Source organism: Candidatus Angelobacter sp., from assembly GCA_035607015.1.
GTDB lineage: Bacteria > Verrucomicrobiota > Verrucomicrobiia > Limisphaerales > AV2 > AV2.
In genome coordinates this window covers 1-4,786 of record DATNDF010000296.1, presented here as the reverse complement: position 1 = coordinate 4,786, position 4,786 = coordinate 1, and the positions used below count along the sequence as shown (strand labels likewise).

At 62.0% G+C, this 4,786-nt stretch carries 4 protein-coding genes; 1 reads left to right on the top strand and 3 read right to left on the bottom strand.

The genetic code is table 11. From position 1 onward, the window contains the following. Positions 1-578: C-terminal helicase domain-containing protein (locus VN887_11850; GenBank protein ID HXT40697.1), on the top strand; the 578-nt coding region annotated here is incomplete at its 5' end. A 2-nt stretch (positions 579-580) separates the two neighbouring features. Here VN887_11850 and VN887_11845 read toward each other — a convergent pair. The 3 genes from VN887_11845 to VN887_11835 all read right to left on the bottom strand — a co-directional run. Beyond that, complete coding sequence (locus VN887_11845) at positions 581-1,813, bottom strand: PQQ-binding-like beta-propeller repeat protein (GenBank protein HXT40696.1); 1,233 nt, start codon at positions 1,811-1,813, stop codon at positions 581-583. A gap of 84 nt (positions 1,814-1,897) precedes the next feature. Next, positions 1,898-4,240, bottom strand: coding sequence for a hypothetical protein (locus tag VN887_11840; protein HXT40695.1), 2,343 nt, complete (start codon positions 4,238-4,240; stop codon positions 1,898-1,900). Positions 4,241-4,504: 264 nt separating this feature from the next. Further along, the coding region (locus VN887_11835) for a hypothetical protein (GenBank protein ID HXT40694.1) at positions 4,505-4,786 on the bottom strand (282 nt) is incomplete at its 5' end.

The window sequence follows — 4,786 nt, the reverse complement described above, 5'->3', positions numbered from 1 at the left end:
ATCCCGTGGCCGAGGATCAAAAGGGCGACCTGCTCCGCGAATTGCTCGAGCGGGTGAACTACGATTCCGTCATTGTTTTTTGCCGCACCAAGAATCGAGCCGACCGCATCGGCAACCTGCTCCGCAAAAACAATCATGCGGTGGCCATTCTGCATTCCAACCGGACCCAGCGGGAACGGGAGCAGGCGCTGCGCGGTTTTCGCGACGGCCATTACGAGGTGCTCGTCGCGACCGACATCGCGGCGCGCGGGCTGGATATCGCCAACGTGAGCCACGTCATCAACTTCGACGTGCCGCAACATCCGGAAGATTACGTGCACCGGATCGGCCGGACCGGCCGCGCCGAGGCCAGCGGCGACGCTTTCACCCTGATGGTGGCGGAGGACATGAAACATGTGCAGGCCATCGAGCGGTTCATCGGACAAAAGGTGGAACGCGTGAAGCTGGAGAACTTCAACTACAAGTATACCGTCATTCTCGATGAGAAGCGCGACCAGCAGCCCGCCCATGAGCGTCGCATGCGGGGAGTGCGTCTGAGCGGTGGCTATTATTTCGGTCCCGCGCGCCGTCGCCGGTGAGATTATTCGCGACCGATGCAGAACAGGTGTTCGTGACCGCGAATGAATAGCTGCCTTCCGCTGATTGCCGGCGAAGCAAAACACTTCTCTCCAAGTTCGTTTCTGGCGACGAGTTGAAATCTGGGGCCGGGTTTCACGACGTGTGTGATTCCTTCATCGTTCAGAAAATAAACCAGCCCGTTGGCGGAAACGAGCGAGGCATGGTGCTCTCCCATCCGTTCCTGCCAGGCCAAATTGCCGGTTGCCGCTTCGAAGCAATGGGCCACGCCGGAATCGGAGACGATCAGGAAATAGTCGCCCTCGATGATCGGCGACGGCACGTATGCCGCGCCCCGGGTTGCGTGCCACACGACATGCGTTTTAGTCACGTTGTCGTGGCCGTCCGGATTGACGGCGAGGATGTGATGGTCCGGGAATCCGCCCGTGATGTAAATCAGCCCGGTTCTCCCGCTGTAAACAGGCGAAGCGACGAATTGTTCGGTGGGACCATCAATGATCCAGTGCCGCCGGCCGTTGCGCGGATCGTAGCTTGCCACGCACTTGTCCCCGGACAGCACCATCTGTGTCCGGCCGGCGAGTTCGCGAATGAGCGGCGCGCAATAGCTTCGGGTGTGATGTTCGCGGGGAGTCTTCCAGAGGGTCTGGCCGGTGTCGCGCGACAGCGCCGCCAGGTAGGAATCCCCGTCGTGGTCGCCGTTCACAATGACCTTGTCCTCGAACAAAACTGGCGAACTGCAGAAACCGTGCATGCTCGCGAAGGGGCCGGGGCGCACCAGCCATTTCTGATGTCCCTCAAAATCAAACGCAGCCACGACCATTTCCTGACGGTCGAGGAACGCTACGTAAACCCGTTTGCCGTCCGTCGCCGGCGTGCTGGAGGCATAGCTGTTGAGCGCGTGCTTTTTTTCCAGCAGCGAATGGACGACCGTCTTCTGCCAAAGAATGCGTCCGGTCTTCCGTTCCAGGCAAAGCAACACGCGGTCCTCAGCGTCGGGCAATGCTGTCGGAATGAATATGCGATCGCCCCAGAGGACCGGCGACGCGTGGCCGCTGCCGGGGATTTCTGCCTTCCAGACAATGTTGCTGGTCGCGCTCCAGCCAAGCGGAACGTCGGTCTCCAGACTCGTTCCGTCACCGCGCGGTCCGCGCCAGGCGGGCCAGTCTTCACCGCAAGCAGGATTCGTCAGGGCAAGGAGCGCGAAACAGAAAAGGAATCGGGTCAAATGTCGGACCATGTTGATCGATAGGGCGTCACGGCAAACCTTTCCCGACTCCTTCCCGCGGCACAAGAGTTTTCATGCGGGGACTGGCAGGCTGTTTCACCGGCCACGGCCCAGAAACTGTTTCTTCCTTTCTTCGGGCAAAGGCGATTGCGCGATCCAGGCGCGGGCGGCGTTTTCGTCCACATTCAACCAGTTGCGGGCGATATTTTCCATCTGATTGAGGCGCGTTTGCTCATCGCCGATGGAGGGCGCCCATTGCGCCGCCAGTTCCGGGTACTGCCAGCTTGTGCTGTTGACGAACGAATTCAGCGCCGCGTCACGCGCGTGTCCGTCCGGAAGCAACTTCAACCACGCGGCGGCGCCGTTTGGATCGTTCTGCGACCATTGGCGCGCCAGTGCTTCGAACGCGCCATCGCGCAAGACGCCTTCCGGAAACCCCGCAGCCCACGCGGCGGCCGATTGCGGGTCGGACGAGGACCACGCGCTGACCACGGCCAGCGCCGCGCTGTTCTGGCCTTCGCCGGCAGGAAGGCCGGCGACGAATTTCGCGGCGTCGCGCGGCGCCTGTTGTGCCCACGCCGAAGTGATGTTTCGGTACACCTGGTCGCGTTCATTACCCTGCGCGAGTTGAGCCGCCCAGGCGAGCGCGGATTGAGGGTCATTGTTCGCCCATTGCGAGGCGACGTTGTTCAGGAAATTATCGCGCGCGCTTCCGGCCGGGAGGTTCTGCGCGTAGGCCGCCGCGCCGCGCGGATCAGTCTGGGCCCACTGCCAGCTCATGTTTTGCAGCGCACTTTCCTTCGCGCGTCCCTCCGGCAACTGTTGCACCCACGCGACCGCGGCGGACAGATCGGCGTTCGCCAAATGCGACGCAACCTGGCCGGCCATTTCGTTTTGCGTCTGGCCCGGTGGAAACGAGAGAACCAGGTCGAACGCAGCCGTCGGATCCGAGTTCAACAATGGATACAGCACCTGACGAACCGCGTCGCGCTGAGCCGGGCCGGCGGGCAGGTTTTTCACCCACTCGAGGGCCGATCCCGGGTCCGACTGCGCCCACTGACCGGCAATGCTGGCCAGGGTCTGGTTTCTGGCCTGACCCGGGGCAAGCGTCAACGCGTACGCGGCGGCGGCGGACGGGTCGGTCTGCACCCAGGAGGTAAGTGCGTTTTGCAGAGCGCTGGTGCGTCCCTGCCCTGCCGGAAGACTGGACGCCCAGTTCAGGGCGGCCTGCGGGTCGGTTTGAGCCCACTGACTGGCGATGTTGCCCAGAATATTGTTTTGTATGTTTCCAGTGGCCACTGTCTGTGCATAAGTCGCCGCTTCCTGCGGGTCCGTTTGCGCCCATTGCCAGCTCACGTTGTTCAATGCGCCCTGCTTCGCCGGACCATCCGGCAATTTTTGCACCCAGGCAACGGCGTCCTGCAAATCCAGGTTTGCCCACGCCGTTGCCGCCGCGCCGATGGCCTGATCGCGGGAGTGTCCTGCGGGCAGAGACAACGCGAAATCGGCGGCCATCTTCGGATCCGAATTGGCCAGTCCGTAAACCAGGCTTTGCGTGGCCATTCGCCTGCCGTTGCCGTCAGGCAGACTTTTTGTCCACGCAATGGCGGCGGCGGGATCCTTGGCGGCCCATTGGCTGGCGATATTACCGAAGAAATTCTGCTGCGATGATCCCGATTTGAATTCCAGCGCTTTTGCGGCGGCGGCGGCTGGATCCACACTGGCCCACTGGTTGAATATGGTCTCGTAGAGATTTTGCCGATTCGGTCCGGCGGGCAGGGCCTGGACGAAAGTGAGCGCCTCTTGCGGGTTTTCCTGCGCGAGCGCGGAAACGACATTCCATGTTGCCTGATTGCGAAGCGGCCCGGCCGGCATTCCTTGGTAAAAAGCGATCGCGGCCGTTGCGTCGTGCCGCGCCCAGACCCCCAGCACGGTCAGGATGGCCCGGTTGCGCTCTGAAACGCTTTTGATTGCCTGCGCATGGGTCATCGCGGCGACGGGCTCGCCTTCCGCCAGACGCGTGAGGAGGCCGGCGACGAAATTACTTCGCAAGTCACGGGCGGGAATGCTGTCGGCCAGCGAGAGCGCCTTTGTAAGGTCCGCGAGGCGGATGCCGCCGACAATTCTCTGGATCGCTTCGAAGCGTTTGGACGGATCCCGCTCCCCCAACGCGGTCTGAATGGCGGCGGCAGCCTCGTCCAGCGTAATCGTCGGGGACGGATCAACCGACGTCCTGGACGCGGATTCTCCCGGCCGGAAGGCAGCCCGGTTCGTCGCGGACGTCCGTGGACGCGCAGTGGAGCCGGCTTTCAAAGCCGCAGTTTGCGGAGCCGCGGGGGATACGAGACCGCGCCCCCGGGTGGTGCGCCCAATGACGATTCCCGCCGCCAGGCCGAGCAATGCCATCAATCCGGCCAGCCATGTGCCTTTCCTGGTCATGCGATATTCATGGTCGAGCGGGGCAAGGAACGCCAACTCAATCCACGGGTTATTCGGGGGATTCGATGCTTTGTCCCTGCGATTGGTTCAAACTAATTCAACAGGCGTGCTTATTGAATGGCCCGCGCATGGATCGGCAGCAGCGAAGAGAATTTCCCAGGACAACGACCGGAGCAAAAGAACTGACACAATCCGGGCCCGACAGGCAACGGGACCTGTCCTGGTATGCTCCCGGGCGATTTCCAGTTGCTGGAGTTAAAAGAGTTAAGGCTGAACGGCACGATAAAAGGACTGGCCTGACGGCGGGGCCGCATCGCGAAATTCGATCAGCCCGGACACGGGCGCAGTCCCCGTGTCGATGATGTCCCACGACGGACCGGTGACGTTGTGCGCACGTTGCAATCGGTAAGTGAGACCAGGGACCCCATGGCACTCAAGAGTGTAACTTCCACCGGCGTCAGGCATCAACGCAAGAGAGGGGCGGAAGTCCTCGGAGGTGAAAATATAGGCCGCCCCGGCTAAAGGAGCACTGTTGTCGCTTTGGTT

Bases quoted from the DNA above. Each gene is read 5' to 3' on its own strand.
- VN887_11845 (HXT40696.1), bottom strand. From the start codon at position 1,813: ATGGTCCGACATTTGACCCGATTCCTTTTCTGTTTCGCGCTCCTTGCC.
- VN887_11840 (HXT40695.1), bottom strand. From the start codon at position 4,240: ATGACCAGGAAAGGCACATGGCTGGCCGGATTGATGGCATTGCTCGGC.